Origin of the sequence: Bradyrhizobium guangxiense, from assembly GCF_004114915.1 — a bacterium.
GTDB lineage: Bacteria > Pseudomonadota > Alphaproteobacteria > Rhizobiales > Xanthobacteraceae > Bradyrhizobium > Bradyrhizobium guangxiense.
The window spans coordinates 4,673,993-4,700,292 of sequence record NZ_CP022219.1; the positions used below are offsets into that span (position 1 = coordinate 4,673,993).

30 protein-coding genes and 1 pseudogene are annotated in these 26,300 nt (G+C 62.7%); 14 read left to right on the plus strand and 17 right to left on the minus strand.

Annotated elements, in window-relative coordinates; genetic code table 11:
* Positions 1-5: 5 nt before the first annotated feature.
* From X268_RS22370 to X268_RS22390, 5 genes and pseudogenes are all read right to left on the minus strand, one after another.
* Positions 6-1,211, minus strand: a complete 1,206-nt coding sequence (locus X268_RS22370; protein WP_430648235.1) for an acyl-CoA dehydrogenase family protein — start codon at positions 1,209-1,211, stop codon at positions 6-8.
* Positions 1,212-1,337: 126 nt separating this feature from the next.
* Entirely contained in the window at positions 1,338-2,603 is a 1,266-nt protein-coding gene (locus X268_RS22375) for a CaiB/BaiF CoA transferase family protein (protein WP_128926927.1), read from the minus strand.
* Positions 2,604-2,837: 234 nt separating this feature from the next.
* Complete coding sequence (locus X268_RS22380; RefSeq protein ID WP_128929348.1) at positions 2,838-3,266, minus strand: GNAT family N-acetyltransferase; 429 nt, start codon at positions 3,264-3,266, stop codon at positions 2,838-2,840.
* Between the two features lie 405 nt (positions 3,267-3,671).
* A pseudogene (locus X268_RS40725) lies at positions 3,672-4,325 on the minus strand (PBSX family phage terminase large subunit); the annotation flags it as partial.
* A 144-nt stretch (positions 4,326-4,469) separates the two neighbouring features.
* The gene (locus tag X268_RS22390) at positions 4,470-4,853 is read right to left on the minus strand and encodes a hypothetical protein (RefSeq protein ID WP_128926929.1); all 384 of its coding nucleotides are present in this window, start codon (positions 4,851-4,853) and stop codon (positions 4,470-4,472) included.
* Positions 4,854-5,302: 449 nt separating this feature from the next.
* On the opposite strand from X268_RS22390, the gene X268_RS22395 reads away from it, so the two are divergent.
* The 3 genes from X268_RS22395 to X268_RS22405 all read left to right on the plus strand — a co-directional run bounded on the left by X268_RS22395 (position 5,303) and on the right by X268_RS22405 (position 7,801).
* Entirely contained in the window at positions 5,303-5,503 is a 201-nt protein-coding gene (locus tag X268_RS22395; RefSeq protein ID WP_128926930.1) for a hypothetical protein, read from the plus strand.
* A 184-nt stretch (positions 5,504-5,687) separates the two neighbouring features.
* Positions 5,688-6,032, plus strand: a complete 345-nt coding sequence (locus tag X268_RS22400; RefSeq protein WP_128926931.1) for a response regulator — start codon at positions 5,688-5,690, stop codon at positions 6,030-6,032.
* Positions 6,033-6,268: 236 nt separating this feature from the next.
* The gene (locus X268_RS22405; RefSeq protein WP_128926932.1) at positions 6,269-7,801 is read left to right on the plus strand and encodes an FAD-dependent monooxygenase; all 1,533 of its coding nucleotides are present in this window, start codon (positions 6,269-6,271) and stop codon (positions 7,799-7,801) included.
* Positions 7,802-7,942: 141 nt separating this feature from the next.
* On the opposite strand, the gene X268_RS22410 is transcribed toward X268_RS22405, so the two are convergent.
* From X268_RS22410 to X268_RS39595, 4 genes are all read right to left on the minus strand, one after another.
* Positions 7,943-9,553, minus strand: coding sequence for a hypothetical protein (locus tag X268_RS22410; RefSeq protein ID WP_128926933.1), 1,611 nt, complete (start codon positions 9,551-9,553; stop codon positions 7,943-7,945).
* A 321-nt stretch (positions 9,554-9,874) separates the two neighbouring features.
* Positions 9,875-10,402 carry an imm11 family protein gene (locus X268_RS22415; RefSeq protein WP_245477601.1) on the minus strand — a complete coding sequence of 176 codons (528 nt, stop codon included), beginning with the start codon at positions 10,400-10,402 and terminating at the stop codon, positions 9,875-9,877.
* A gap of 315 nt (positions 10,403-10,717) precedes the next feature.
* Positions 10,718-11,497, minus strand: coding sequence for a DUF4261 domain-containing protein (locus X268_RS22420; RefSeq protein WP_128926935.1), 780 nt, complete (start codon positions 11,495-11,497; stop codon positions 10,718-10,720).
* Positions 11,498-11,685: 188 nt separating this feature from the next.
* Positions 11,686-11,859 (minus strand): hypothetical protein, encoded by a 174-nt coding sequence (locus tag X268_RS39595; protein WP_164937865.1) that lies wholly within the window; start codon positions 11,857-11,859, stop codon positions 11,686-11,688.
* Between the two features lie 335 nt (positions 11,860-12,194).
* Between X268_RS39595 and X268_RS22425 the strand changes: the two genes are divergently transcribed.
* Together X268_RS22425 and X268_RS22430 are read left to right on the plus strand one after the other, a co-directional pair.
* Positions 12,195-12,395: a hypothetical protein gene (locus X268_RS22425; RefSeq protein WP_128926936.1), complete on the plus strand. Its 201-nt coding sequence runs from the start codon at positions 12,195-12,197 to the stop codon at positions 12,393-12,395.
* Entirely contained in the window at positions 12,392-12,619 is a 228-nt protein-coding gene (locus X268_RS22430; protein ID WP_128926937.1) for a hypothetical protein, read from the plus strand. The genes X268_RS22425 and X268_RS22430 overlap by 4 nt, the downstream gene beginning before the upstream one ends.
* Here X268_RS22430 and X268_RS22435 read toward each other — a convergent pair.
* From X268_RS22435 to X268_RS22445, 3 genes are all read right to left on the minus strand, one after another.
* The gene (locus tag X268_RS22435) at positions 12,613-12,882 is read right to left on the minus strand and encodes a DUF6894 family protein (RefSeq protein ID WP_128926938.1); all 270 of its coding nucleotides are present in this window, start codon (positions 12,880-12,882) and stop codon (positions 12,613-12,615) included. The genes X268_RS22430 and X268_RS22435 overlap by 7 nt on opposite strands.
* 143 nt (positions 12,883-13,025) lie before the next feature.
* Positions 13,026-13,274 carry a hypothetical protein gene (locus X268_RS22440; protein WP_128926939.1) on the minus strand — a complete coding sequence of 83 codons (249 nt, stop codon included), beginning with the start codon at positions 13,272-13,274 and terminating at the stop codon, positions 13,026-13,028.
* Positions 13,275-13,705: 431 nt separating this feature from the next.
* On the minus strand, positions 13,706-13,933 hold the full coding sequence (locus tag X268_RS22445) for a hypothetical protein (protein WP_128926940.1): 228 nt from the start codon (positions 13,931-13,933) through the stop codon (positions 13,706-13,708).
* A 128-nt stretch (positions 13,934-14,061) separates the two neighbouring features.
* Here X268_RS22445 and X268_RS22450 point away from each other — a divergent pair, with 128 nt between their 5' ends.
* The 6 genes from X268_RS22450 (at position 14,062) to X268_RS22475 (ending at position 18,724) form a co-directional block, all read left to right on the plus strand.
* Positions 14,062-14,256, plus strand: a complete 195-nt coding sequence (locus tag X268_RS22450) for a hypothetical protein (protein WP_128926941.1) — start codon at positions 14,062-14,064, stop codon at positions 14,254-14,256.
* Positions 14,257-14,422: 166 nt separating this feature from the next.
* Complete coding sequence (locus X268_RS22455) at positions 14,423-14,743, plus strand: hypothetical protein (protein ID WP_128926942.1); 321 nt, start codon at positions 14,423-14,425, stop codon at positions 14,741-14,743.
* Positions 14,744-14,791: 48 nt separating this feature from the next.
* Positions 14,792-15,418: a general stress protein gene (locus X268_RS22460; protein WP_128926943.1), complete on the plus strand. Its 627-nt coding sequence runs from the start codon at positions 14,792-14,794 to the stop codon at positions 15,416-15,418.
* A 237-nt stretch (positions 15,419-15,655) separates the two neighbouring features.
* On the plus strand, positions 15,656-15,841 hold the full coding sequence (locus X268_RS22465; protein ID WP_128926944.1) for a hypothetical protein: 186 nt from the start codon (positions 15,656-15,658) through the stop codon (positions 15,839-15,841).
* 237 nt (positions 15,842-16,078) lie between these two features.
* Positions 16,079-17,365, plus strand: a complete 1,287-nt coding sequence (locus X268_RS22470; RefSeq protein WP_128926945.1) for an NRAMP family divalent metal transporter — start codon at positions 16,079-16,081, stop codon at positions 17,363-17,365.
* Positions 17,366-17,509: 144 nt separating this feature from the next.
* Positions 17,510-18,724: a mandelate racemase/muconate lactonizing enzyme family protein gene (locus tag X268_RS22475; RefSeq protein WP_128926946.1), complete on the plus strand. Its 1,215-nt coding sequence runs from the start codon at positions 17,510-17,512 to the stop codon at positions 18,722-18,724.
* Positions 18,725-18,741: 17 nt separating this feature from the next.
* Here the strand turns inward: X268_RS22475 and X268_RS22480 are convergent, their stop codons facing one another.
* Positions 18,742-19,023: a hypothetical protein gene (locus tag X268_RS22480; RefSeq protein WP_128926947.1), complete on the minus strand. Its 282-nt coding sequence runs from the start codon at positions 19,021-19,023 to the stop codon at positions 18,742-18,744.
* A gap of 127 nt (positions 19,024-19,150) precedes the next feature.
* The gene (locus tag X268_RS22485; protein ID WP_128926948.1) at positions 19,151-22,312 is read right to left on the minus strand and encodes a LuxR C-terminal-related transcriptional regulator; all 3,162 of its coding nucleotides are present in this window, start codon (positions 22,310-22,312) and stop codon (positions 19,151-19,153) included.
* Positions 22,313-22,389: 77 nt separating this feature from the next.
* On the opposite strand from X268_RS22485, the gene X268_RS22490 reads away from it, so the two are divergent.
* Positions 22,390-22,725, plus strand: a complete 336-nt coding sequence (locus tag X268_RS22490) for a nuclear transport factor 2 family protein (protein WP_245477603.1) — start codon at positions 22,390-22,392, stop codon at positions 22,723-22,725.
* Between the two features lie 183 nt (positions 22,726-22,908).
* On the opposite strand, the gene X268_RS22495 is transcribed toward X268_RS22490, so the two are convergent.
* The gene (locus tag X268_RS22495) at positions 22,909-23,418 is read right to left on the minus strand and encodes a PRC-barrel domain-containing protein (protein ID WP_128926949.1); all 510 of its coding nucleotides are present in this window, start codon (positions 23,416-23,418) and stop codon (positions 22,909-22,911) included.
* A gap of 245 nt (positions 23,419-23,663) precedes the next feature.
* Complete coding sequence (locus X268_RS22500) at positions 23,664-23,873, minus strand: hypothetical protein (RefSeq protein ID WP_128926950.1); 210 nt, start codon at positions 23,871-23,873, stop codon at positions 23,664-23,666.
* A 191-nt stretch (positions 23,874-24,064) separates the two neighbouring features.
* On the opposite strand from X268_RS22500, the gene X268_RS22505 reads away from it, so the two are divergent.
* Positions 24,065-24,451 carry a hypothetical protein gene (locus tag X268_RS22505; protein WP_245477606.1) on the plus strand — a complete coding sequence of 129 codons (387 nt, stop codon included), beginning with the start codon at positions 24,065-24,067 and terminating at the stop codon, positions 24,449-24,451.
* 358 nt (positions 24,452-24,809) lie between these two features.
* Here X268_RS22505 and rocF read toward each other — a convergent pair whose 3' ends face one another.
* A complete protein-coding gene (gene rocF / locus X268_RS22510; RefSeq protein WP_128926951.1) occupies positions 24,810-25,787 on the minus strand; it encodes an arginase in 978 nt (325 codons plus the stop codon).
* Positions 25,788-26,036: 249 nt separating this feature from the next.
* On the opposite strand from rocF, the gene X268_RS22515 reads away from it, so the two are divergent.
* A complete protein-coding gene (locus tag X268_RS22515) occupies positions 26,037-26,297 on the plus strand; it encodes a hypothetical protein (RefSeq protein WP_128926952.1) in 261 nt (86 codons plus the stop codon).
* The last annotated feature ends 3 nt before the right edge of the window (positions 26,298-26,300 follow it).

Genomic DNA, 26,300 nt, shown 5'->3' on the forward strand with positions numbered 1-26,300 from the left:
CGGCCTCACAGCGTGAGATTTTCGGACGGCAGGCCCAGTACCACGCGTCCATAGTTGGTCCCGGCCGCATCGAAGTTGAACGCGAGATGCGAGTTGATCGCGTGGGCATCGCGGAACTGCCGCTGCAACGCGCCGGTCGTGAACAGGCCGCGCGCGCCGCTCGCCGCAAACAGCATCGAGACCGCGTCTGTACACAAGTTCACTGAAAACGATCCATCGCGCCGATATCGGGTTTTGGTCGCCATGTCGGGAATGCGCCCGCGCCGCGCCTCTTCCATGGCATCGAGGCATGCCGACCGCATGATCAGGCGTGCGGCGTCGATCTTCGCCGAGGCCTCCGCGATCTTGATCTGAGTGCTTTGAAAATCACTCAGCTTGGCGCGGTTATAGGTCGAAATACGATGACGTGCGACCTCCGTATAGTCGTCGAGACATGCCTGCGCATTCCCCAGCGCGACACCGGAGAGGACGTAGGGAAACAGCGAGAACACGGGGAGCGCGTATAGAGGATTTGGATTGACCTTGCTTCCTGGCGTCGGGCCGCCGGAGAGATCACCAACAGCGATCGTCATGTGGTCAGCCACGAAGGCATCCCTGACCTCGACGTCGCAAGATCCGGTTCCGCGCAACCCCGCGACATTCCAGGTATCCAGCACCTTGTAATCGCCCTTGGGCAGCAGAAAGATCCGATACTCGATGCCGTCCGCCTCGTCTTCGGAATAGACCACGCTTGCCAGCATGTTCCATTCACAGGAGGCAACTCCAGACGAGAACGGCCAGCTGCCGCGCAGCTGGTATCCGCCGTCGACTTTCGTAGCGCGCCCGGCAGGAAAGATGAACGAAGAGGCGATCAGCGCGTCGGCATCACGGCCCCAGACCAGATCCTGTGCCTTCGGCTCGAACATGCCGAGCATCCAGTGATGGCTCGCCAGATTCGCGAGATTCCAGGCCACCGACGCATCCGCTTGTCCGAGCAGCTCGGCGCAGTCAACGAGAGCGACATAGTCCAGCTCGGCGCCGCCGATCCGCGCCGGCTGGAGCATTCGGAATAGGCCGCTGTCGTGGAGATCCTTCTCGGTTTCCGACGGGAGATGCCGCAGCTCCTCCGTTCGTACCGCCCGCTCTCGTAGTCCCGGCACGAGGGCCCGGGCCTTCGCGATCATTGCCGCATAGGCACGTTCGCCGGCGTCCGGCTCCGTGGACTGACCCATGCTCGGCTTTCGACCAGGCGCCATTCGTGTCCCTCACGTTCGCATATTTATGCGGCCGACGCTTCACCAAATCAAGCCAATGCAGCCGGCATGGATTTCGCACGTGGGCGGACTGACCGCGCGGGCCTAGCTCGTCGAGGGTTTGCCGGCGCCGAAGACCCCCTTCTGGGTCAATTCCGTGATCCGACTCTCGTCACAACCGAGCAAATTGCGCAAGACGTTCTCGGTATGCTCGCCCAACAGCGGCGCCGCAATGGGATCGACAGCGCCGGTCAGGCTCATGGTGATCGGCGGCTCGATGTTGGGCACCCATTCCGCTGTCGGGTGCGGAATCCGGTTCAACCGATGGCGCTCGCGGGCTTCGGGCGCGTTGAACCCCTCCTCGACCGTCCGGAGATAGCCGACCGGAATATTGGCCAGCTTCATCTTCGCCATCCAGTTCTCGAGCGTATCGCTGGCAAAGACTTCAGCAATGGCCGCGCGCAAGAGCTCCTTGTTCTCGGAACGGGCCTTGCGCGTCGCAAACTGCGGATCGGTGATGAGATCCGGCCGGTTCAGCACCTCGACCACGAGCCGGCGATAGAGCCGATCGTTGGCGCAAGCCATGTAAAGCGGCCCGTCGGAGGCCTCGTAGACGCCAACGGTGGGAGATCCGCTCGGCGAATTGCCGAACCGGCCGGGGTTTTCGCCGTTGATGAGATAGGCCATGCCGAAGAAACCGGTCATGCCCATTGCGATGTCGAACAACGCGACTTCGACATGTTGCCCGCGGCGGAGCCGGTCCCGCGCCAGCAGCGCCAACAATATGGCGTTGCAGGCAGACATCCCCGTCGCCATGTCCACTATGGGCGGGCCGGTACGAACCGCCGGGCCGTCGGCAAATCCGTTGAGCGACATAAAACCGCTCTCCGCCTGCGTGATGGGATCGAAGCCGGGGCGCGAGGCGAACGGTCCGGAGCGCCCGTAGGCGGAGATCGAGCAATAGACCAGCCGTGGATTGAGGGGCGCCACCGTCTCATAGTCGAGTCCGAACTTCTTCATGACCCCGCTCGAGAAATTCTCCACGACCACATCCGCCTTGCGGATCAGATCCAGCGCGATCTCGCGGGCTTCCGGGACGGAAAGATCGAGCGCAATGCCTTGCTTGTTGCGATTGAGGCTGAGATAGGCGGCGCTTTCGCCACCGATTTCGGCGTGCTCATAGGCGCGGGTGTCGTCGCCGCCGTCGGGATTCTCGATCTTGATGACATGCGCGCCAAAGTCGGCGAGTGTCTGCGTGCAGGCCGGCCCGGCGACGACACGCGTGAAATCGATGACCAGCAGACCATCGAGCGCAGTCGGCCCTCCCGTCGCCCGCGACGAACGTTCCGGCAATTGAGGCTTGTTGGGCATCGATGGTTCTCCCTTACATCGGCTTATGGCCGCCGAATTTCCTGCAAGAGCATGCTTAAAGCCTGACGCTGCCCACTTCGCAAGTGTTTCACCCGCATGCCTCTAAAACGCAAGAGAAGCCCGGCAACCGTCGGGCTGCCGGGCTTCTCGCCATCCTGCGCATATGGGCTGCGCCACGCCTCTGATGAGCCATTTCATGCCACGTTCCACGTCGCGGGAAACGCTCCCCAGCGCTCAGCGCAGCCACTTTCTCCAGTAAAGTGTATGCGACCAGGCCCAAGGTACCTCGGGCTCATAGAGCCGATAACCTGCCTGAATGAAGTTATTGGCAGACACGGGATTGTCCGTCGTATCCGAAACGACACTGTCCCATCCGACGCGCCGCCCCCTCGCTTCGATCGCTCGCATCAGCCTGATTTGCAGCCCGCGCCCCCAATGCCGGCGCAAGACACCAACCCTGGAGAAGTAACCGCTGTTTCGTACATGCGTCGATGGCACAACCCCGGCAAAGGCGACCGCGTCATCGCCGTGATAGGCCAGCCACCACGCTCCAAGCTCGAACTGGGGCATTGCCGCAGCATCGAAGAACGTCAGCTGGTGCAGATCGGCCAAGGTGTCGGCGACGTCTTCGTCAGACGCATCGACGATACGAATTCTGTACATGCCATACCCATTGGCGACGGACAACTCATTCCATCGTGCGGTGACGTCGCCGCCGAAAACGTCTCACTTGCCCAGCGCGACCTTGACGCCTAGCCAAACGGCCCCCATCAATCCCGTGGCGACCACAGTAATCACGGCCTTGAACGTATAACTCTGCGCCTGTTCCACGCTTTTCCGCCAGCGCCGCAGATGCTGAAAGTCAGCTCTGAGCTCGCTGCCGACCCACTGCACGATCCACATCGTGAAGGCATCCGCCGCAGCGCCCGCGCCACCGATGTCGATGAAGGCGCGGAGCGGCAGGAGAGGATCGGCCGAGACTTTTCCGATCCGCCCCCCGGCACGCGCCTCCGATAGCAGCGAAGCGAAATAGGCGCCCTCGAAAGCGCGGGCATATTCGCCCTCCCAGATGTGATCGTAGCGCTCGGGGTAGAGCTTCTGATCCAGCAGCCGTTCCTCCCCAAGCACGTCCGGAAACCAGGGATTGTCGCGCCAGTTCGCCTTGACCACCACAGATCCCTCGGGCTTGCGCCCGCGCAGAAAGTCGTCGATTGCATCGCTCTTGCGTCGCGGATTCCAGCTCGCCCAGAGCTCTGAATCCTTGGCACGGATCGTCGGCCGCAGCAGTGCGAGGCTGCGCGCGCTCAAGGATTGCGCCTCGTCGATCCAGGCGATGCGAAACCCCTCCAGAGACTTGATCGAGTCGGCCGTGTGGTCCTGAAGGCCGCGGAAGATGATGAGCCCGTCACCGGGCGTCTCGATCTTGTCGCTGAACAGCTTGAAACCGTGGCCGAGGCCCAGGCTTGCGATCTTGCCCTCGATCAGACGCTTCGACGATTGCGCCAGCGTCCGCTGCGCCTCGCGAATGCAGACCGCGAGCGTGCCGCGCTCGGCCTGGCAGGTCTCGACAAGAAGCTCGCCGAAGAAATGCGATTTGCCCGAGCCGCGTCCGCCGTAAACGCCCTTGTAGCGCGCAGGTTTCAGCAGCGGCTCGAAGATCTTCGCCGTCGGAATTTTCAGGATGGACAATGGATGCGCTCGCTCGCCCTGGGTGCAGCGCACCTGCCCTGGGCAACGCCGGTCCAGCAAGCAGACCAGGAACTGAGGAAAGCATCATCGAGACGACAAACCCGCGACCGATCGCTCGGCGCAGGCTGAACCAACTCGTCTTGATGATGCTACTATGCCGGTGTTTTGCCCGACGGGTCAACGATCAATCGAGACGGGATTGAAATCGAGATCTCCGCCGCCCCAAGCGTCGTGAACGACGTCGGTGCTGTTCGAGCTCCCCGGATGCACGATGATGCGTTCGATCCGGTGAACCAATTCCAGCAATCCGTCTTCGCCGTTCTCGACCGACTGTGCGGCCTTGCCCCAGCCGCGATCGAGGATGGCGTTGGCAGCGGAGACGCGGGCCGCCGGCGTTGCGTCCTCGCTGCGCATGACGCCGACGAGCACCCTGATGGCCGTTCTGGTGTGGCTGCGCGCGAGCGAGCGAATCTCGGTCAGGGTGCGCGCCCTCGACGTCTTTCTCGCGACGGGCAAGCGGGCCGGCTCGCGTTCGAGCACGCATTCGATCTCCTCACTCAAGACAACGTCTCCCACAGTACGATGGCAACCAGGCCAGCAAGGGCCAAGGATATCAGATAGGCTGTCATGATCTCTCCACGAAAGGAAATGCGCGGCAGATCGCGCGATGAGGCGCGATCGTTTCGGGCGCGAACCCTATCTCCGTGTCTCCCGGAGACCGCAGCGGCGCGGGCCCTTGGCCCTGCGCCGCGGACCGGCACGTTCGCGCGTGCACGGCCAGCAATGGTACGGACGACGGCGCGCCGATCGGCGCTCCAGGTTTGTCGAGTGCGTGGCCGTAATGCGCCGCCGCCGTCCGATTGCGAAAACGAGGACGAAAAAACCCGCGGCGGATTGTTCCGCGCGGGTGAACCAAACTCTTTTCGATGATGCCATTCTGCCGGTGTTTTGCCCGACGTGTCAAACGAACGAACGCGCTCGACGCAAGTTAGTCGACCGGGAGGATCGCCATGACACCCAAGCCAGCTCGCAAGCCATCTCGCCAGCCGCGCAACGAAGACAGGCCGCACGCCGGCAAGGCGCGCGACAGCCGAGCGTCCGTCGTCGAAGAGTCTGCCGAAACCGCGGACAGCGGCCGCGACCTCGTGCACGGCGAGGGCGGCGCCATCAACCTTCTCGCCGAGCCCGGCGATTTGTCGAAGGACGACTAAAGCATGATCCGGACCCGAAGGGCCGCGTTAGCGCAAAGTGCGAAGCGGTTTCCCGGAAGATCATGCGCAAAAGCAACCTGAAGCGCGACGACGATTCATCTAAATCTCATCGCGCTTTAGGCTCACCGGAACTTACCCGACGAGCGACGCGTTGAGGCCTTCGCATGGAAGGAACGTTGGTGCGATGAGGCACACTGTCCTGGTTGTTGACGACGATCTCGCCGTTCTCGACGTGATCGTGGGCATGCTGGAGGATCTCGGCTGCCAGGTGATCAGCGCCCAGAACGGCCAGGATGCACTCGACCGGCTGAAGCAGAACCAGGACATCTCCGTCCTCATCACCGATATCAACATGCCCGGCATGGATGGTCATGAACTGGCCGAGCTGGCCAAGCGCGTCCGCCCGGAGCTGACGATGCTGCAACTGTCGGGTCGCGAGCCCCGGCGCGGCGGCCTGCCGATGATCAGGAAGCCGTTCTCGTTCGAGGAACTCGCCGCGATCCTGCAGCGGACCACAGGCATTCACTGAATCAGGCCCAATAAAAAACCCGCAGCGGAGGCTTTCCGCGCGGGCATGAACCGAATTCTTGATGATGCCAATATGCCGGTGTTTTGCCCGACGTGTCAACGCGGCGAACGCGCACGAAGGACTCCCCTCCTCCCAGCTCAATATGTGGTGCGCAACGGGCTTGCTTCAAGCCCTTGGCCATGCCGTAGAACCTCCGACCCAGCAAGCATCCAAAGTAACCAGCCGAGGGGGTCAATATGCCTGTCCTGCTTCCGACGTCCCGTTCACGCCGCCGGGCCCAGAATGCCGACGCGCGCAACCGGACGCTGACCGACCATGCCGTCGTGATCGCCGGTGGCGGGCCGACCGGCCTGATGCTGGCGGCCGAGCTCGCGCTCGCCGATGTCGACGTTGCCGTCGTCGAGCGCCGCGCTGACCAGACATTGGTCGAAACGCGCGCGGGCGGATTGCACGCGCGCACCATCGAGCTGCTCGACCAGCGCGGTGTCGCCGAACGCTTCCTGCGCGAAGGGCAGATCGTCCAGCTTGCCGGCTTTGCCTGGACCAGGCTCGACATCAGCGATCTCCCCACAAGGCACGCTTACGGGCTCGCGCTGCGGCAGAACCACATCGAGCGCATCCTGGCCGATTGGGCCGCGGAGCTCGAGGTCACCTTCTATCGTGCGCGCGAGGTGACGGGCTTTGCGCAGGACGAGACCGGCGTCGAGGTCATGCTGTCCGACGGCGAAGGCCTGCGTGCAAACTATCTGGTCGGCTGCGACGGCGGCCGCAGCCTGGTGCGCAAGGCGGCCGGCATCGCATTCCCCGGCACCTCACCGACGCTTCTTAACCTCATGGCCGAGGTCGAGATGCGCGATGAGCCGCAGTTCGGCCTGCGTCACGATGCGCTCGGTTTTCACGGCCTCAGCAAGACCGAGAGCGGACGCGTGCTGGTCGTCCTGACCGAAGCAACGCTCGCAGCTACCGGCGAGCCGACCTTGCGCGATCTCAGCGAGGCCCTCGTCGCCGTCTACGGCACCGACTTCGGCGTCAAGAATCCCGCCTGGATCTCCCGCTTCACCGATGCGGCGCGGCAGGCCGCGTCCTATCGTGAGGGACGCGTTCTGCTCGCCGGCGATGCCGCGCATATCCATCACTCCGTCGGCGGGCAAGGCCTCAACCTCGGTGTGCAGGACGCCGTCAATCTCGGCTGGAAGCTGGCGCAGGTGGTCAAAGGCATCTCGCCGGGCACCCTGCTCGACAGCTACTACGCCGAACGCCAAAAGGTGGCCGCGCGCGTGCTGCGCAACACCATGGCGCAGATCGCCCTGCTCCGTCGCGGCGAGGACGGCCTCAAGGCCGCGCGCGACGTCGTCTCCGAATTGCTCGCCATGGACGAACCGCGCCGGCGCTTTGGTGCGATGATGAGCGGGCTCGACATCGCGTACGATCTCGGCGAAGGCCAGGCGCTGCTCGGCCGGCGCATGCCCGATCTCGATCTGACGATCGAAGGACGGAAGCTGAGAGTGTTCACGCTGCTGCACGGCGCGCGCGGCGTGCTGCTCAATTTCGGCAAGCAAGGCAGCATCGATATCGCGCCGTGGAAAGACCGTGTCGATGTCGCCGAGGCCGACACCGATGGCGCCTGGGAGCTTCCGGCGATCGGACAAGTCGTCGCGCCCGGCACGGTGCTGGTGCGGCCCGACGGGCATGTCGCGTGGGTGGGCGACGAGAGCCAGCATGGGCTCGAGGAGGCATTGATACGATGGTTTGGACCGGCGGCGGCCTAACGTCACAGCCATCCAGACAAAAGGGCCCGCGGCATCCCGCAGGATCCATACCAATTCTTTCGACGATGCCATTCTGCCGGTGTTTTGCCCGACGTGTCAAAGGAACGATCTCGAATGGCGTACGCTATCCCGTACCAATCGTTACTGCGGTGGAAGCAACGGCCGTATCCAACGTGAGAACCACTCCTCCGCATCCTCGTGCGGACCGCTTCGTCCGTCCACTCCGAAGATGGGAGGTGGAATGAGATAGCTCGGCTCGCCAGCGAAGGTAGCGATCGGCTTTCTCGGCTGCGGTTGCTCGCTGTTTGCAGACGGCACCGCCCAATTGCCAAATCGCTGGTCGAATTCCGTAGAGGGCAGATACGGGACCGGCGCATTCCCGGACGTGAATGCGCTGCCCGCGTTGGATTCGTTGACCCGAGCGAGACGCCGAACGTCTTCGGGCGCGACTGATCCAGTCGAACGCGAGGCTCCTGATTTAAGCGCGTGCGGCTGCTGAGTTGGTTCCTCAGAGATCTTGTCCTGATTTTCGCGGTGGTCCGCCATTGAGGGCGTTGCGATCGTCTTGGTATCTTCGTTCCCCCAAGGGCCCGCGCTTAAGCCGCCGCTGAAGCTGCTCGTCTGGTCGCGATTGAAGGGATCATATGGGGGCGCCCCGGTGGAGAACACTCCTCCGCCCTCCGTCCCGGCAGTTGCCAGCGTCGGTGCGCCAGCAGCTAGCCCAGCAACCCCCATCCGAGCCCAGACAGGCAAGAATTGCGGCGCCAACACCGCAGCTGCGGCAAGTCCCGCTCCCATATAGAGGCCAGGCGGCGGCGTCGCATGAGACGGAGCGCCGGGGTCCAATATCGGGGAGCGTTCGGAGAATGGAAGTGGCCAACCAGTTACTGGATCAAACTTGAGCACCAAAGGATCCTCAGCCCCCACGGTGGTAGGAGGTAGTTGTCCAAAACCTTGAGGATTGATCGCCGGAAATCCCGGCACCCCATACGTGAGAAGCGGATTGGTGGGCGTAAATCCTTCCGGTTCGTTCAGTCCCTCAAGCGAAGGAGGAATAAAGCCTGGCAAATGAGTATTGACGAAGGGTGGAACGAGGCCTGGCAGGTCAGGGACAGGTCCAACGTTGGTGAATTGCAGCGAGATCGGAGAGCCTTTCGGGAAACGCTTTAAGATCTCGATTCTCTCTGCCATGCTGAGACCGCTGGTCGGTGAGAGAAGTGGAAAAGCCAAGGCCGCATCCGGGTGACCAGCGGCGAGATATTGGTCCACTGTCTCCTGCATCTGCTGGATCTGCGTCTGATTATCGGCGGCATATTTTCTCCAGTTGTCGAACCATTGCTTGCTCACCGCATTTGCGTTTTCTGGCGTCATCCCCGTCGGGGTATTGGCAAAAAGATGACCGTTCGCCAGCGCGTACTTGGCAGCCGCCACAAGCGCGTTCACATCCGAAACCAGCTCATCGAGTTCATGCACGTCACCCGCGAGAGCCGCTGCGTACCTCGGAGAACTTTCCACCTGCTTTATGTAATCGCCGAACCCATCATGATATGCTCCGAGATGACCGCCAGTATGAGGGCTCGCATTCAGATCGGTTGCCACCCACTGCGTGGAGGGCAAATTCATACGATTTCTAATTCCGTCAACTTCGAACCGCCCACGTAAGAAGCGGATAACCGGGTGGTCGGCGAAATGCTGAAGTAAAATGTGGTGATTATGAAACATGAAATTGCGGCTCCTGCCGTGCGCAAGCATCCGAGCTGCTCCTGAATTGCAGCCGGTGTTCCTGGTTTGAGTGCTGTTTGGGGGGCCAGCGGGAATACCGGCTGGATTTGCGCGTCGTATCGGTGCAGTCGCGCCGGAAGAACGTTGTGGCACGAAGCTGCGGCCGACGTTCGGCGTCTGCCGGAAGCGTTCGGGATAGCGGAGGTTTGGTTACATCACGAAGATCGGGAGAAGACCCAGCGCCGATAACGCGCAAGGACCTTCGAACGCGGACGATTTCGCGTGCGTCGATAGATCACCGAGCCTCATGAGAGTTTAGACGTATCTCAGTGCAAGAAAGCTAGGCCAGGATTACCCCCAATTGATGTAGGGATTTCCAAATCTTAGGCCTTTCAGGCCGGCAGCCTTACAGGCGTCCTTCATTGCTTGATCACAAATAACTTCGTTCAAAAAGCGGGCTCGGAAGACATGAGCCGCGCCGATGACATCTTCGCGAAAAACGAATTTGGAGTCCATCGCCGTGCCGTTGTACCGCCTGAAATCAGTCCCATCGTCCAGGAGCTTGAAATTCGATTTCTCCTCATCAATGGCGTCGAGCTCGCGGACGATATCGCAAAGCCAATATACCGGTGCTTCTCCTCTCAGCGACCGCGTTTCGCATCTCAGAAAAGCAACCCCCTCTCTGTCCACCGTCTCGAGAACGTGCTTCATCCGATCGGACACGAGCCAAAAGTCGTGAAATGGCTCCCAGTCGGCCGGCGGCCGCCCGAGAGATCTGGCGATCAGCAGCCGCGGCGTTTCCAAGAGCGGAGGAAAGCTCCGCTTGCCACGTGGTGAATACAGCACGGGGCCAACGCCCAAGGCGTCGAAATTTTCCATGCTCCAACCGGGCGACGTACTAATTCTATAATCTCTTCCGATCTTATAGAGCTTCGACGCCTTTTTCTTTCGCCCTCCAAGACCTGGTAATGGCATCTTTTATCGCTCCCTTGACCTATCGCGCGGCTCACGCGCTTCTCAGAGCTTGAAAGCCCTCAAGACTTCCGCACAACAATAAAGCCCGCGGCATCCCGCGAGCTTGCATCGGACTCCTTCGATAATGCCATTCTGCCGGTGTCTTGCCCGACGTGTCAAACGTTCGAATTCGAGCAATGACTCTGGCGGCAAGTCCCGATCGTAAGTCGCGCATCGGCATCAGTGCTTGAACTCATCCACACAGTAAAACACCGGCAGCCCACCAAAAGCATCGGAGTTCTTGTGACGCACCTGGATCCGCTCGCTCGCACTTGCCCCGATCGTGTCGCCGTCCTTCACCACGCTGCCATGCTCGATCAGATAGACGGAAAGGCCGGCCACCTTGTCGAACAACGCCGGCAGCGTGAGCTTGCCGGTCACGAACTCGATCTCGCGGCCGACAAAGGCGGACAGTCCCATCGTGACCGCGCCGATCTTGTCACCTGACCGATACGGAAGAATGTCGATCCAGAGCGTGAAGGGATAGTCAGGAAACGGTGCGAAGGAATCGCGGGACATATCGAGCCAGAGATCGGCGGGGCGCGCGACCCCGCCGGCCCACACGACGCCGCAAACTTCCGGCATCGTCGCAATCAAAGCACCGATCACCGCGGTCGTCATGCGTGCGGAGACCAGCGGCTGCTCGCTCTTTCCGAGCATCGATACGATCAGATGACCACGATGCCGGACGGCCACCGCCTTGCTCTCCGGCCAATTCGTGGCAGCGCGCGCCCACAGCCCCTGATCCTGCGGAATGGGGGCCGGCATCGACATGACGGCAACAAGCTCGTTACCGCAGCGAATGAGCGGCGAGTTTGCCTGCGCCTGCTGCGTACGTCCGTCCCCGATCGCCTCCGTCGCCAACTCCGGATGCCGGGCGTGAAGGGCCTTGGCAACCGCTGACATGTCCGGCGTCGCCGGATTGTCCAATAAGACCAAAGCGAGAAGCGCGCTACTCATCGACTGCCCCGCGGAATTTTTCGCAGGCGGAGCACCGACGGGTACTCGCCCAAAGGTTGAAGCATCGCTTACATAGAACAAAAAGAGAACATCGTCAACCGACGTTTTGGTTACGACAGCGGCTGGAGGGGCAACCACGCGCACGCTTCAAGCCGGCCTACCGCCGACCATCGCCATTGCGCTGACGGTCAAGGCGCCTCGCTCGGCGTAGCGTCGGGGTCTTCCGGGAAGGGCTCGTGGGTCTTGCGTCCCAGAAACGTATCGGGCGGCGGCTGCTTCAGCAGCTCGCGGGCCTCGCGCACGCCTTGTCGCGCGAACTCCACCTGCTCGTGATCGGCGGGCAACGGCCGATAGACACGCATCCGACGTGCTCCCTTCGCATTGCAGGCGGGAGCGCGCTCGGTCTCTCAGCCACCAGCGCCTACGCACGAAAGCCTCGGCCGGTGATGTCCTGCCAACAGCCTGGGGTGGTTTTGGTTCAAAAGTGAACGTAGATGGTCGCGCGGCTAAAGGTGAGTAAGTGGCTCAAAAGGCGCAGGAAGAGCGCCCGAAAATAATTCGTGCACCGTATCAAAAGATACTGACTCCCCGCCGGGCCGGGCGTAGGGTTAATCCATCACCGCAAGGCCCGTGGCAAGTATCGGTGATGAGAACGCCAGTTGCGCTCCCGCCCCCACTCCAACGAGGGAGCACCGCCATGCTGAAGCGCCGTCGTTTCAAACAGACCACCACACTCAACGACAGGCTCGCGGATGAAGCCGCACGTTGCCGCGAAGAGGCGCGCGCGCTCGCGCCGGGACGCCGCCGCGAGATGCTGCTGCGCCGGGCGCGGCAGGACGAAACGGCCATGCAGATCGATGCCTGGCTGCGCTCACCCGGCCTGAGGGCACCGACATGACACAGCAATATCGCGCTTACCTCGTCGGCGAAGACGGCGTCTTCCGCTCCGCCGAAGCGTTCGAAGCTTCGTCCGACGACGCAGCCCTTATCTTCGCACAGCAGTTCACGCGACACGGCAAGGTCGAAGTCTGGCAGCTCGGCCGCAAGATCGCCGTGCTGGACTCCGAGCAATCCTCCCCGCCATCGGCGAGGCCATTCCCGCCGACACTGACGCGTCAATGATCGCGACGAGGCGCTCGCGGCGTGAACGTCTCGAGCGCAAACGCGAACGTCACCTGCATGACAGGCCCCTTGTCATCGCGAACGTCGATCGCCATCGTTTGCCTGCCGCCGGAAGGCGGCGCGGACAAGATCGCGTCGCGCGCAAAGTCGGCCACGGATTTGGCGGCCTCGGCCTGAACCGCGCGCGGGCTTGATAATTCCAGCCCTTCCTCGTCAGGCGCAATTCCCTTGTCGTCCCGGAGATCGAAGTAATATCGCGGCATAGCTCGCATCCTTTTCGCCTATTAGGCGCGGCGCGAGCAAAAGTTGCTAGCCGAACAAAAAATCAGGGGCATCAACATGTTCCGGGAACCGGGCCGGGGACTGGTCCGGGCAGATCCAGACCCGCAGAATCGCGTGGTCTTCCCTACTCCTCGGCGAGCTTGCCTTCGATATAGGCGTCCACCGTCTCGGCGAACGAGCGCTGCACGCCGACCGCGACATCATGCTGGTCGAGTGCGTCGCGCTGCAGCACGCGCAGGCCGCGCCCGCGGGCGCTGCGCGGCGCAGTGTTCAGAAAGTCATCGATGGCGCCCTTGGCGAGCGGGATGCCCTTGGGATCGCCCCTGGCGATCAGGAGCCTGAGCAGGCTCTGGCATTCGGCCAGACCAGGCATGGATTTCAGCCTCTCACCTTTGCTGCGATTTCGGCTGCGGGCGCTTCACGGGCTGGGTGTGAGTGCCGAACAGCGCCAGCAAGAGCGCGACCTCTTCCTTCGAACCGACTTGAATCATGATGATCTCCTTTTCGCTCCGTTGGTCGAGGCCCGGGCGCGCGGAGTTCAGGACAATCGGGTTTCAGCATTGTTTCAGCCGGGTTTCGTCGGGCTGAGCCGCCTCTGCCAATTCTCAACGTCAAAAGCCCGCGCGGATCGCTCCAGGCGGGCTTCTGCTTGCCGCTTGCGCGGCCTCCCTCGAAAGCTCGGCATCGCAGGTCTGCGACGCCGATTGTCGCCTCAGTGCATGTGGCCGATCAGATAGACGCCGCCGCCGAGAACGATGACGGCCGGAACGGCCCAAAGCAGAAGGACCGGCATCGATCTTCTCCTCAGTTCGACGTGCAGACCTTGACGGTCTTCATGCCGGCCTCGGCTTCAGCCCGGGTCTTGTAGACGGTGTCGCCGCTGACGACCGTCGTCTCCGTGGTGGTCGGCTTCGATTCCGTGATCGTGCACTTCTTGGTCTTGACGTCCTGCACCACGTAGAACGCCTGCGCAAACGCAGGCGCCGCAAACGACGTCAGCACGGCAGCGGCAATGATGGTCTTGATCTTCATCGTGTCCTCCTCCAGCAGCCCGGTCGTCCGGATCTGTCTTCTACAAACTCGAAGAATTGCCACTTGTTCCCGACGGCGAACCGAACCAAGCGCCACGGCTCGCGTTGGTGCGCAGACCGGAGGATGCGATGCTGGATGTGAGACTTGTAACGACCTCGCTGGCGATGCTGATCGCGCTCATCTCGGTGGCGCTGGCCGAGCCGGCCCAGGATCAGGCGCGGCCTGCCACCCAGGGCGCCAGTGAAGCTCGCCCCATCCGCGTCATCCTTCCCGCACCTTGGGAGCCCGCCCGGCCGCAAGCCGAAGCCCAGTCGACCAAGTAACTGGTGCGCGCCCAAACGAGAGAAAGCGGCAAACGTTCCTAAATTCTCCGAGGCGCGTGGGCCATCTTGCCCGAGAAAGGCTGCGGCACTCGGCAGCTTCGCGCTTCGCAACCAATTCGAATCTCGCTTGTTGTCGCCGGCACATTCACTGCCGGAGAACAAGAACATGCGACGTCTCACTCTACTTGCAACGACCCTTTTGCTGCTCGGAGCGGTGCCCGCAAGCGCGCAGTCGCAGCCTGCGCAAAGCGGGCCGGGCAACAACGCCGTCAACAGCTCGGATCAGAACAACTCGAACAAGCCGGTCGAGGGCCGCAACAGCTTCACCGAGGGACAGGCGAAGTCGCGGATCGAGGGCGCCGGATATTCCAACGTCTCCGGCCTGCACAAGGACGACCAGGGCGTGTGGCGCGGCAAGGCCGACAAGGCCGGCACCAAGACCGACGTCAGCCTGGACTTCCAGGGCAACGTCAATCCCGCGAAGTAACGCGCAAGCGACGAGCAAGATAACGCGCCAAGCAATCAGGAGAGAATAATGACAATCACCATCTCACGCCTCTACGACAATTACGCCGATGCCGAGCGGGCCGTCACCCGGCTCGAAAGCGCCGGCGTGCCGCACTCCGACATCAGCATCGTCGCCAACAATTCGGACAATTGGTACGGCTCGTCGCGCGGCAAGGTCGACCGTGACCGCGACGGCGTCGACGATCGCGCCGAAGGCGCCGGCACCGGTGCCGGCATCGGCGCCGGTGTCGGCGGCGCGGCCGGTCTGCTCGCCGGTCTCGGCCTGCTCGCGATCCCCGGCCTTGGGCCCGTCGTTGCGGCAGGCTGGCTGGCCTCGACCGCCGTCGGCGCAGCCGCCGGCGCGGCCACGGGCGGAATCGTCGGCGCCCTGACGGAGGCCGGCGTCTCCAAGGAAGATGCCTCGCGCTATGCCGAGGGCGTTCGCCGCGGCGGCACGCTGGTGTCCGCGCGCGTGCCCGACCAGGACCGCGCGCGCCTCGATGCGCTGCTCCACGAGAAGTCCGTGAACCTGCAGGACCGCAGCGCGGCCTGGCAGAAGACCGGCTGGACCGATTTCGATGCGGCGAGCCCGCCTTTGTCTCCGGAGGATATCGGCCGGGAGCGCGAGCTCTACGGCGTCGGCGGGCGGCGATAGGCGCTCTGACACGACAAAGGCCCCGCGCATGCGGGGCCTTTTTTATCGTCGCGGCCAGCTACCATCACAATGCGGCAGCTCGCCCATCGTGATATCTTGCCGGTGTTTTGCCCGACAGGTCAAACTTTATCTTAAATGCAGCAAAGCGGATTTGGCGAAACGAAATCTCTTCGCGCCATCCTGGGACATGGCCCGCTTGCGCGGAAGCAAGCGTGAAAGCTTGGGAGAGAGACCGTCATGTACTACGTCGCCGCTGCATTGCTGGTGCTGTCGGGACTGTTCTACTCCGCGAGTCATCACGAGATCGGCTCGCTCGGCGTCACCATGTGCACCTATGGGGGCGCATTCTGCGACAATCCGCTGATCGTCTTTTCCGGCGCGGCGCTGGCTGCCGCCTGGGGCACATTCGTCAGCGTCAAGTAGCAACGCGCCGCAAGCCTTCATCCCTGGCGAGCAAGATTCCCCGACCGGACCGGACAAACGCCGGGCCGCCGTTCGGTGATCGAGTTGTTGCGATGATGGCAATCTACACCTGTTTTGCCCGGCGGTCAAGTTGAATTAGCCTTTTCAGAAATCGCAAGACTTCGCTGCGGCAGGGAACTTACGTTCCCGCTCTAGCATTTGCTATGACCACACCGTCTGCGACCGAGGCCTCCTTCCATGAGCGACAGCGCCCTCACCCCGACGAAATCCACGCCGACGCTGCTGCAACGGCTGGGGCCAGGGCTGATCACGGGTGCTGCCGACGACGATCCGTCGGGCATTGCCACCTACTCGCAGGCCGGCGCGCAATTCGGCTACGGGCTGCTGTGGACGGTGTTTCTGACCACGCCCTTCATGATCGCCATCCAGCTCGTCAGCGCGCAGATCGGCCGCGTCACCGGCAAGGGGCTCGCCGCCAATGTCATGAAGGTCGCACCGCGCTGGGCGGTGCTGGGCCTCGTCGCCATGCTGGTCGCCGCGAACACGTTCAACATCGCCGCCGACATCGCCGCGATGGCCGAGGCGCTCTCGCTCGTCATCGGCGGGGTCAACCACGAGCACGCGCTGATCTTCGCGGCGGGCTCGACCCTGCTCCAGGTCTTCCTGCCCTATCGCCGCTATTCGCCGGTACTGAAATTCCTCACCCTGGCGCTGTTCGCCTACGTCGCGACCGCCTTCACCGTCAAGATCCCATGGAGCACGGCGCTGCTCGCCGCGGTGTGGCCCGAGGCCAATGTCAGCGCCGACTATCTTATGATGGTCGTTGCCGTGCTCGGCACCACCATCAGCCCGTATCTGTTCTTCTGGCAGGCCTCGCAGGAGGTCGAGGAGATGAACCAGGGCACGCGCGACAAGCCGCTTCGCGAGCTCAAGCGCGGCGGCACGCACGAGATCGACCGCATCAAGACCGACACCATCTCGGGCATGCTGCTGTCCAACGGCATCGCCTTCTTCATCATCCTGACCACGGCGTCCGTGCTGCACGCCAACGGCGTCACCAAGATCAATTCGGCGACCGAGGCGGCCGAAGCGCTGCGACCGCTTGCAGGGGACTTCACCTTCGCATTGTTCGCGACCGGCATCATCGGCACGGGACTGCTCGCCATCCCCGTGCTGGCGGGTTCGGCCGCTTATGGCGTCGCCGAGATTTTCGGCTGGCGCGCGACGCTGGAGGCCAAGCCCGACGAGGCGGTCGGCTTCTACACCATCATTGCCGCGGCAACCATCATCGGCTTCGGCCTCGGCTTCACGGGAATAGATTCCATCCACATGCTGGTGTGGAGCGCGGTGCTCAACGGCATCGTCGCCGTGCCGATCATGGCGATGATGATGTTGATCGTCTCGAGCCGCGCGATCATGGGCCGCTTCAGGGCGCGGTCATGGCTGATCGCGCTGGGCTGGCTCGGCACCGCGTTGATGGCGCTGGCCGTCCTCGCCTTGCTCGGCTCGTCCGTGATCGGCTGACGAGCCCACGCGAAACATCATCGGAGTGCTCCCGGCCCGCGTCGCCGCGCCCTTCACGCCGGCCTTCGGTTGCCCTAACAATGCGGCCAGGCCCGGCTTCAGATCGGTCCGCCAAAGAGGCCCGACCGGGCGACGGGGAGCGACATGGTTCAATCATCAAAAGCAACAAACCTCGAAATCCTCGCCTGCGATGCTGGCTGGAGAAACTACCATTTCGTCAAGCTGACGACCGAGGACGGCATCGTCGGCTGGAGCGAGTTCGACGAGGGCTTTGGCTCGCCCGGCGTCGGAGCTGCAATCCAGCGCCTCTCGGCCCGCGTGATCGGGCAGAACGTCTTCCAACACGAGCGCATCTATTCCGAACTGTTCGCCGCGACACGTCCCGCTGCCGGCGGCGTGGTGGCGCAGGCGTTAGGGGCGATCGAGAATGCACTGCTCGATGCCAAGGGGAAGTGTCTTGGCGTGCCTTGCTACGAGCTACTCGGCGGCAAGATCCGCGACCGCATCAGGGTCTACTGGTCGCATTGCGCCACATGGCGGATCAATCATCCGTCCTGGTACAAGCCGCCGATCGAAAGCCTCGATGGGGTCAAGGCGATGGGACGCGAGGTGCGCGAGAAGAAGTTCACCGCGCTCAAGACCAACATCTTTTCCTATGACGACGGCAAGCCGACCGGCTGGCGCCCCGGCTTCGGCTCCCCCTTCGTCCCCGAGATCAACGTCGACCGCAAGATCCTGCGCGACCTGCACATGCATCTGGAGGCGATCCGTGACGGTGCGGGCCCCGACGTCGACATCCTCCTGGACTGCAACTTCAACGCCAAGACCGAAGGCTATCTGAAGATCCTGCGCACCATAGCCGACATCGACATGTTCTGGGTCGAGATCGACAGCTTTAGTCCGGAAGCGCTCGGCTACATCCGCAGGCAAAGTCCGCATCCGATCTCCTCCTGCGAGACGCTGCTCTCCTTGCGCGAATTCCTGCCCTATTTTCATGCGCAGGCCACGGACGTCGCGATCATCGACACACCCTGGAACGGCGTCTGGCAATCGATGAAGATCGCAGCCGCCGCGGAAGCCTTCGAGGTCAACGTCGCTCCGCACAATTTCTATGGTCATCTCTGCTCGATGACCAACGCGCATTTCTGCGCCGCCGTTCCGAACCTGCGCATCATGGAAATCGACATCGATCGTCTCGCCTGGGATCGCGAGCTCTTCACCCATGAGCCGGAGATCGAGAACGGTCATCTGGTGGTGCCGGACCGCCCTGGCTGGGGCACCGAACCGAACGAGGAAGCCCTGCGCGCCCATCCGCCGAAGACCAGCGGCGGGCTTTTGAACTACGGTCGCAAGAGCTGACGGGACGAGTCGAGCGGCTACGGCGTCACGGGATTCACGGTCGGGGACGTCTTGGGCCCCGCCCGTGTCGGCTCGATCGGCGATTTCGGAGCGGTCGGTAGCACCTTGGCGCCGGCGGCCCGCGCCGCTTCGCCCGTGGTCGCATACATCGCAACATGCGCCGGCTGGGTCTTGGCGCGGCTCCACGGCCCGTGATCGACGATCAGCATGGCTGCGATCGTCACGGCCGCCACGATCAGGGCGATCACGCCGGGATGCCGCAGGGCGGTCGTCAAAGATCTCGCGAAAGGACCACTCATCTCGGGAGCCGCCGTTTTTCCTATCGCAGGTTAACTCGAAGGCGCCCCTCCCGGTTCCGGCTTTTGCCAAGCAGGTTCCAACATGGGACCCGGGCAGACTCCTCCACACTCGATGAGGATGGACGATTCAGATCTGCCAATCATGGGGAGCAGGCCCGTGATGCGGATCCTGATGGCTTTGCTCCACCACATGTTCGTTCGCGGCAACGAAGACGCCTTCGACAATCATCTGGAGGCGCGTGCTCTGGCTCATTGGTGCGTGCGGTTCGCCAGGATCGTTGGGCTCGATCGTGGCGAGCGGGGAAGGAATGACCTCGCCACCGAAGCGGAACACCGCTTCGTGGTCTGCACCACTCGCAGATGCAACCTCAGCCGGCTTGGCAGTCTGTGATCCAGCCGCACCGGAATGCGCTGCCTGCTGCGCATGTCCGTCTGCGGGTTGACCCAAATTGCCGTTTTCGCCGCCGCCTTTTTCTACCGCTCGCGCGCTGTCCGGATCGCCCGACGCCGGCGAATGCTGATCGCCGACGCCGTTGCCTGGATCGGGCGAATGACCATGCTGTCCGCCGTCCGCGGTGACGACGTTCTGGTCTGTTTCCTGCGCGTTTGCAGAACTCGCATGTGCCGAGTTGCCGTGATCACCGCCGGCCTCTACTTCCGCTTTCGCGTCCGCCGAATCAATCGAAGCCGGGGGCTCAGGGTCAGTGTCATTGCCGATGCCGGTGGGCGCTGTGGCCCCCGTCTCGGCCATTTCGCTGGCCGCCGCCTTCGACGCCCCTTGCTCAGACGCATGTTGCGTGTGGCTGCCGCCGGCCACAATGACGTCGGCTGCTTGTGCATTGGCAGGGGCGGCGTGCTCGCCCTGTCCCGAGATGCCATGCTCCACCGGCGGTGATGGTTTTTCGACCGCCGACTCTGCCGTCTCCTTCGAGGCCGAAGCCTCCTGCTCGGCGCCCTTGCCGCCGCCGTTGCCGGGTTCATTCGATTGTGGAGCAGGCTCTTGCGCTCCTGGCTCCGAAGCGTGCAAGGAGTTCCCACCGCCGGTATCCACGGCAGACGCGAGACCAGGGTGGACCCACTCGTTCTGCGGTGTCGAAGGAGCGCCGTTGCCCGCATTGATCGGCTCGCTCTTCGCGCTGAGCTTTTCAACGACTGGAACGGATGCGCCCTGACCGGGCGCAGTTGATGGCCCCTGAACCGATCCATTCGACGCACCGGTGCTAACGTCCGTCGTATCCGGCGCCTCGCTCGTGAAAGCGCTGGCCTTTCCCGACGTCTCGAAGCCCGTCCGAACTTGTGCGAATTGGAAGCCCATCCCGCCGTCGGCAAAAGCGCTCCAAACTCCAGCCGACCCGGTCGAACCCTGATCCACATGAGGACTGCCCGTCATCAGCCCCGCCTCATCGGTTGCGACCGCCGACGCCAGCGCTTGTTCAAATTGCTCCAGCGTGACCGCGACAGCGGCACCTTCCGGCTGAACGACGTCCGCCTCCGCAATGGAAACGATCCCCTGCAGATGAACTTCCATCAGGGCTCGATCTCCGACATCAAGGACGCGATCGGTGGTGTTCACATACACGATCGTCTCATTGGTCGCGGCATCGTAGACCCATGCGAGGGTATGCGGCGGAATGGATTTGGCGGCTGCCGTCAGATGCAGCCAGGCCAGCGCTCCGAAGGCCGCAAGATTGAGCCGGCCTGGCCCGGATGCGACATCCACGACAGAGTCGGACGGGCCGGACCTGGAATCGATCGGAGTGCGAAAAACCAAGTCCTCGACGTTGCCACCGATCAGCTGATCGCGGCTGAATCCGGCCGGACTGGGATCGGGACCTGAGACCAACACGCCGGCGGATCTCTGAAGATTGAGGCCCGCGGCGTCCGGACCGGCGTGGCCCTGAACGCCTTCTTGCGCGATATCGCTGGCATTGGTCACAGAGACGGAATGCAATCCAAAATCGTGGGAGAGAGAATCCGGGGCTGATTTGTCTGCCTGATTGACGGCGGCCAGTTTTGTCGTCGCCGTTTCTCCGAGGCTTGCCCAGATGCTATCGATTGATGCGTGCGCCGGATCGAGCGACTTCGCTACGGCATCAGACTCGCTCAGTGCGTAGATCAAGGCCGCGGCGAGAGCTGCGAAAGTGCCGTAACCATCATGAATGGTCGGATTGGCTGCAAACCGCGGGAATTGGTGTTGCGGGAACGACTCGCTTTCAATTCGCGCGTCGCTCATTTGCTGCGGCAGGAGCGCTGCAAAATTCGGCGTGATCGACCCGACAGGAGCGTAGTCTTTCCAAGGCTTGGCGCCCATGAACTGCTCGGCCGCGCGCAGGGCTTCGATTGCCGCCGCCGGGTTCGTACGCTCGCTCGCCTTGGCAACAAAGTGCCTCTCTGCGAACTGCGGCGCCTCATGGGAGTCCGTGACAACGAGGCGCTGGAGAATGGCCTTTTTCCAGACCTCATAGCCGGGGTGCTCGCCGGCGTGACCGGCGCCTTCGGCGTTCGGAAACATGTCGCTCGCTTCAGAAGCCTTGAGCTCATCCGCAACAGCGAACGCCAGGAAGGCCAGCGCGAGTGCGCCGAAGGCCGAGGTGCGTTGCAACAACGCGATGGTCGCCAGCACCGTGCGGTTGGTGATCTCAAGCTTCTGAAAGATGTTGTAGAGGTGGACTTTCACAGTCCCCTGCGACACGTTCAGCTTGCGGGCAATCTCCTTGTTCGACAGTCCCTCGGACACCAGCCGGGCAATCTGACGTTCCCGATCCGTCAACAGCTCGAGCAGCTTTTCGATCTTGCCGCCGTCGGCGTCATCGGGCTTTGGCGAGAGATCACTTGGCTCCAGCGAGACACCGCTCTTCGTCATCAACCGCAGCGCGTGCAGCATGTTGGCGGGCGCGACATATTTCGAGATCGCACTGCAGGCGCCGGCCGCGATCGCCGCGGTCAGATCGGAGGCGCCTTCGGTCTCGGTGAAGAACACCAGACGCGTGGAAAGCTTCTCAGCCTTTGCGATCGCGAGGATTTCGGCAGCCGTCAGATCCGGCAGGGTATCGGCAATCAGCGCGATGTCGGGTGTCAAACGCCTGATGGCTTCCAGGCAGCTTACCCCGTCGCTGGACGCTGCGACGACGTCGAAATCCTGTTGGGTCCCAAGGACTGACTTCAGTCCCTGCAGAACGATCGGCTGCCGATCGACGATTACTAGCCGGATAGGTTTGAGTATCCCTTCCCTGGCGGACGCGTCCAACATCGACTTTGCCTCGGCCCGGTCCTCTATGTCCTTCGGCATATGGCCGTGGCCGGGTGGGATACTAAAATTAGATCCGTCGATTTGGTTCCTCGACCTAAATCGGATTGGACGCGGAAGTGACAAATATCTCGTTTGACCCAATGGCTGCGGCGGTCGACTGGCTCGATGCCTACCGCGCGGGTGATCTCGAAACGATCATGGCGCTACATGCCGAAGATGCGGTGGTGCACTGCGGCTGCGCCGGCGTCCAAACCATCACCGGCCGCGAGGCGCTTCGCGCCTATTGGATCGATCGCCTCAAAAAATACCCGGCGGGAATGTTGGACGACCTCAATCCCTCGGACAGGGGAACAGTTATCTCTTACGTCACAAGCAATGGCATCATGAGTGCGCTTCTGGCGTTTGATGCCGCCGGCAGGATCAAGCTGGTGGATTGCAGCCCCTTACACTAGGCGGCGCTTACTGGGCCCGCAGAGGCGAAATTCCGCGACGCGCAAAAATTGGGGTGCACGTCTGTCTGATTTGATCTTGTCGATGATGCGAGGCTCACGCAGCTCGACCGTCCTCACTGAGGCGTTCTGAAAGAAAGAGGGCCTCCAGATGGAGGCCCTCGATCTCGACAGCGTTCCGTCTTGTCAGTTGTAGTCCGAATACTTGAACTGTGGGAGCGCCTTCAGCTGCTCCTTGTTGCCGCTCATGACGGCGTGGTCGGGGACCCAATCCTTGGTGTTACGGCTCGCGGTGTTGGTCGAAGCCGCGCCGGTTGTCGTCTCGCGCGGGGTCGTCGAAGTGGTGGTCGAGCTGGTCTTGACCGGCTCTTCCACGAACTTCAGCTTGTCCATCGAGACGGCGATGTCGTGCTCGCCCATTCCCAGGAAGCCACCGATGCCGACCACCACCGCGTTGATCTTGCCGCTCTTGTCGACCAGCAGTTCGTTGATGTCGCCGAGCTTCTCGTTGGCCTCGTTATAGACGTTCAGGCCTATCAGCTTCGAGGCGCGCCAATTGTCCTTCAGCATCATCTTGTCCGCCGGCTGTGCGGTGGCCGCGGGCGCGGCCGTGCTGGCGGGCGGGGGGGATTGCGCGAACGCGGCGCCGCCGATCAGAGCGCTGCTGATCAGAGCTGCGGCCAAAATTGTCTTCATCGATCGTCTCCTCCAGTGAGCCAGCATCCGAATGGATGCCCGCCCAAAAACGTCCGGACGTTCCACTTGTTCCCTATTGAGCTTCTCGGAAGCCGAGCCGCAATCTGGCTGCTCGATCTAGCCCCCGAAGTAGATGCGCAAGGCGATTACGATGACCGCAGAGATGACAGATGAAATCGCAAGCAGGGTCCAGGTCGGCCGCGTGCTTCCGCGGGCCACGCAGGCGATGAGCATCTTCATGCCCGTCAACATTCGTCCCTGGGAAGCCGGTGCAGGTAGGCGATGCCGAAGCTGGCGAGCTCTTCCGCGTCGCTCTCGCTCTCTTCCCACCTCCTGTGCAAGTGGCGCTCCAACAGACAGCGACGGCTGTCGCGAGCATCGACGTCAGGGTGCCGCGCCCGGTACACCGTCCAGGCGGTCTCGGCGGCCTTCTTCAGAGCGACTTCGTCAACCATGTCCAAGTCCGAAAACGTCCCAGTCGCTTGCCAACTCAAGCCACTCGTAAAGTTTCCACTTTTTCCCGATTTGTCACGTAACGCGATGCGCCTCGCCGCCAGGGACCGGCAGCAACCATTGCTTATTCTTCCCGTTAATTCAGGGGCAGAAGCAATGTCATGTGAAAGGTGTCTCGATGAAGAAGATTGCAATGTCAGCTCTGATGATCGGCTCGCTTGGTCTGGGCTCGATCGCAGCAACGTCTCCCGCCCAGGCGCATTGGCGAGGTTGGGGACCGGGCATCGCCGGCGGCCTGGTCGCAGGCGCGGTCATCGGCGGGCTTGCCTCCTCTGCCTACGGGTGGGGACCCGGTTACGGCTATTACGGCGGCCCCGGCTATTATGGCGGCCCCTACGCCTACGACTACGGCTACGACGAGCCATATCGCTGGGGCGGCGGCTACACCACCACGTACTACACGGCGCCTGTTTCCTACGGCTATCGCTATCGCCGCGTGGTGCGCCCCGCCTACGCCTATTACGGCGGGTCCTATCCGGTCGTTCGGCGGCACGTGTATCGGCACTACCGCCATTGGTGAGAGCGGCGGATTTGACGCAAAGCAGGCCGCGCTCCGGATGGGCGCGGCCTATCTCATTGGGGGCTTTCGCTCGCCAGACGCCGAAGAACGGCACTTGCCGATCGATGGCCGACCGTCTGCGTGCTTACCCTCGAAGCTTTGTCTGAAGGCTCGCGCGGGAGACCGCTCTGCGAGGGTGGGCGGGCGCCCTTGCTACTCACTATGAAAAAGGGGCCCCAGCTCGTGGGGGATATGTGGGGGCATTGAGCTGGGGCCCACCGGGGTCACCCTTGGGGAAGGGCATCGGGAAAACTTGGCAATCGCAAGAATGTTCCGGGCACCGCCACGTCGCCCCAGATGGCAGAATACCATGATCGCTCTACTCGCCCGGCGCGATCGCGTTGCTCGGCGTCGGCCGGTCGGTGATCTGCTGGCCGAACAGGCTGCCGATTAGCTCGACAGCCGTGCGCGCCGTCCGACCACGTTCATCCAGAAACGGATTGAGCTCGACGATATCGACCGATCCGACCACGCCGGAATCGTGCAACAGCTCCATGATCAGGTGTGCCTCGCGATAGGTCGCGCCACGGGGCACCGTGGTGCCGACGCCTGGCGCCACGCACGGATCAAGGAAATCGACGTCGAAACTGACATGCAGCACCCCGTTGCTCGCCCTGACGCGCTCGATGACGCGCCGGATCAATACGGCGACGCCGAACTCGTCGATCTGGCGCATGTCGACGACCCTGATCCGGCGCGCGCGCATCAGCTCCTTTTCAAGCTTGTCGATCGAACGCGCGCCGAACAGGTCCAGCCTGTCCGGGTCGATCGACGCGCGGGGATCGTCACCAAGGAGGCCGTCGAGGCCCGGTTCGCCGCACAGGAACGCGGCGGACATGCCGTGCATATTCGCGGTGATCGTCGTCTCCGGCGTGTTGTAGTCGGCATGGGCATCGAGCCAGAGAACGAATAATTCCCGTCCACGCTCCTGCCAATGACGCGCCATGGCATTGACCGATCCCATGGACAGCGTGTGATCGCCGCCAAGGAAGATCGGCAACGCACCGGTCTTCGCGATCTCATAGCCTCTGCGGCTCAGAACGCGCGTCCAGCGCTGGATCTCGCGGTAGTGATTGGCTCTTTCGGGCGGCCTGTCGGTGAGGTCCCGGAACTCGCTGACGGAAAGATCGCCGTGGTCGACGACCTCAAGGTCCAAGCTTTCGAGCAGGGTCGCAAGGCCCGCAGTCCGCAGCGCCGCAGGGCCCATCAAGGTGCCGCGCTGCGATGCCCCCATGTCGATGGGAGCACCCAGCAAGGCGATGCGCCGGGCTCGATCCGTCGTGGTCCGATCGGTCACCGCTGCCTCCTGACGTCAACAACGTTGAGCCAGCCTAACAGAGATTCGCCTCCGTCGTTTCACGGGGGCTCCACTGCGGGAGGAACAAAATCCCGCGCGCTGAATTGCTCATCCAAGGCCGGCACCCGCCGTTAAACTACGGCGCCTGTCGCGGATAGCCAAAGGTCTTCGGGCCCGCTGTTCAAAACGAGCGCTCGCGCGGATAGCCAAAGGTGCCGGTCTTCATCATCAGGACTGGAGGTCACGCGCTTGAGCACGGAGATACCGCAATCCCCTTCCCCGCCAGGCGTGGCCGAACGTGCCATCGACGCGGCAACGGACGTATCCCGGACAATCGGTGAAGTCGCCGGAGGCCTGCATGCAGCTGTCGATCGTCTGACCTCGGTCGTCGAGGAATCGCGGAAGCCTGGCGGGGCTCTCGCGACCGTTGCAGCCATCACGCGCGAAGCTCCGCTTGCCAGCCTGTTCGTCGCTTTTCTCTTTGGTGTCGCGGTCGCGCGCCGACGCTAGAAA

Excerpts from the sequence above, each read along its gene's own strand:
- X268_RS22375 (WP_128926927.1), bottom strand. The coding sequence starts at position 2,603 with ATGCCCAACAAGCCTCAATTGCCGGAACGTTCGTCGCGGGCGACGGGA.
- X268_RS22395 (WP_128926930.1), top strand. The coding sequence starts at position 5,303 with ATGACACCCAAGCCAGCTCGCAAGCCATCTCGCCAGCCGCGCAACGAA.
- X268_RS22405 (WP_128926932.1), top strand. The coding sequence starts at position 6,269 with ATGCCTGTCCTGCTTCCGACGTCCCGTTCACGCCGCCGGGCCCAGAAT.
- X268_RS22425 (WP_128926936.1), top strand. The coding sequence starts at position 12,195 with ATGCTGAAGCGCCGTCGTTTCAAACAGACCACCACACTCAACGACAGG.
- X268_RS22455 (WP_128926942.1), top strand. The coding sequence starts at position 14,423 with ATGCGACGTCTCACTCTACTTGCAACGACCCTTTTGCTGCTCGGAGCG.
- X268_RS22440 (WP_128926939.1), bottom strand. The coding sequence starts at position 13,274 with ATGCCTGGTCTGGCCGAATGCCAGAGCCTGCTCAGGCTCCTGATCGCC.
- X268_RS22420 (WP_128926935.1), bottom strand. The coding sequence starts at position 11,497 with ATGAGTAGCGCGCTTCTCGCTTTGGTCTTATTGGACAATCCGGCGACG.
- X268_RS22485 (WP_128926948.1), bottom strand. The coding sequence starts at position 22,312 with ATGCCGAAGGACATAGAGGACCGGGCCGAGGCAAAGTCGATGTTGGAC.
- X268_RS22435 (WP_128926938.1), bottom strand. The coding sequence starts at position 12,882 with ATGCCGCGATATTACTTCGATCTCCGGGACGACAAGGGAATTGCGCCT.
- X268_RS22500 (WP_128926950.1), bottom strand. The coding sequence starts at position 23,873 with ATGGTTGACGAAGTCGCTCTGAAGAAGGCCGCCGAGACCGCCTGGACG.
- X268_RS22505 (WP_245477606.1), top strand. The coding sequence starts at position 24,065 with ATGTCAGCTCTGATGATCGGCTCGCTTGGTCTGGGCTCGATCGCAGCA.
- X268_RS22430 (WP_128926937.1), top strand. The coding sequence starts at position 12,392 with ATGACACAGCAATATCGCGCTTACCTCGTCGGCGAAGACGGCGTCTTC.
- X268_RS22415 (WP_245477601.1), bottom strand. The coding sequence starts at position 10,402 with ATGGAAAATTTCGACGCCTTGGGCGTTGGCCCCGTGCTGTATTCACCA.
- X268_RS22400 (WP_128926931.1), top strand. The coding sequence starts at position 5,688 with ATGAGGCACACTGTCCTGGTTGTTGACGACGATCTCGCCGTTCTCGAC.
- X268_RS22475 (WP_128926946.1), top strand. The coding sequence starts at position 17,510 with ATGGTTCAATCATCAAAAGCAACAAACCTCGAAATCCTCGCCTGCGAT.
- X268_RS22445 (WP_128926940.1), bottom strand. The coding sequence starts at position 13,933 with ATGAAGATCAAGACCATCATTGCCGCTGCCGTGCTGACGTCGTTTGCG.
- X268_RS22495 (WP_128926949.1), bottom strand. The coding sequence starts at position 23,418 with ATGAAGACAATTTTGGCCGCAGCTCTGATCAGCAGCGCTCTGATCGGC.
- X268_RS22460 (WP_128926943.1), top strand. The coding sequence starts at position 14,792 with ATGACAATCACCATCTCACGCCTCTACGACAATTACGCCGATGCCGAG.
- X268_RS22480 (WP_128926947.1), bottom strand. The coding sequence starts at position 19,023 with ATGAGTGGTCCTTTCGCGAGATCTTTGACGACCGCCCTGCGGCATCCC.
- X268_RS39595 (WP_164937865.1), bottom strand. The coding sequence starts at position 11,859 with ATGCGTGTCTATCGGCCGTTGCCCGCCGATCACGAGCAGGTGGAGTTC.
- X268_RS22450 (WP_128926941.1), top strand. The coding sequence starts at position 14,062 with ATGCTGGATGTGAGACTTGTAACGACCTCGCTGGCGATGCTGATCGCG.
- X268_RS22470 (WP_128926945.1), top strand. The coding sequence starts at position 16,079 with ATGAGCGACAGCGCCCTCACCCCGACGAAATCCACGCCGACGCTGCTG.
- X268_RS22465 (WP_128926944.1), top strand. The coding sequence starts at position 15,656 with ATGTACTACGTCGCCGCTGCATTGCTGGTGCTGTCGGGACTGTTCTAC.
- X268_RS22370 (WP_430648235.1), bottom strand. The coding sequence starts at position 1,211 with ATGGGTCAGTCCACGGAGCCGGACGCCGGCGAACGTGCCTATGCGGCA.
- X268_RS22410 (WP_128926933.1), bottom strand. The coding sequence starts at position 9,553 with ATGCTTGCGCACGGCAGGAGCCGCAATTTCATGTTTCATAATCACCAC.
- X268_RS22380 (WP_128929348.1), bottom strand. The coding sequence starts at position 3,266 with ATGTACAGAATTCGTATCGTCGATGCGTCTGACGAAGACGTCGCCGAC.